Origin of the sequence: Pandoraea sp. B-6 (assembly GCF_000282835.1) — a bacterium.
Taxonomy (GTDB): Bacteria; Pseudomonadota; Gammaproteobacteria; order Burkholderiales; family Burkholderiaceae; genus Pandoraea; species Pandoraea cepalis.
In genome coordinates this window covers 1-366 of sequence record NZ_AKXS01000321.1, presented here as the reverse complement: position 1 = coordinate 366, position 366 = coordinate 1, and the positions used below count along the sequence as shown (strand labels likewise).

Sequence of the window (366 nt, the reverse complement as noted above, 5' to 3'; positions counted from 1 at the left end):
GATACATCGCGACAGGCCGATTCCCGCAGGCTCACAAGTAAAGGGCACACCCAAAGCGTGGTGCGACGTCGCTACCGGCAACAGGTCTACTGCCTCCGCGTCCGAGTGTTCCACGAGCGGCGTGTTGTTCTCGTCGAAGATGCCGAGATAGACGCCAGGGTGCGAGAGCAGCACCTCGTGGAAGAGTGCCGGATTGGACCTTATCGCCGCCATCGAGCCCTGATCGCGAATGAGCTGGAGGAACTGGTTCAGCTTGCCGGTAATTTCGATGTCGTCGCGCCGCTGCAGCTCGGTGGCCAACGAATCATAGAGGAACGTGCCCACCAGGGCGAATACGAGTATGGCGACCGTCGAAAACGCCACCGT

General features: G+C 60.4%; 1 pseudogene. It reads right to left on the bottom strand.

From position 1 onward, the window contains the following. Nucleotides 1-366, bottom strand: a pseudogene (locus A985_RS23970) (two-component sensor histidine kinase); the annotation flags it as partial.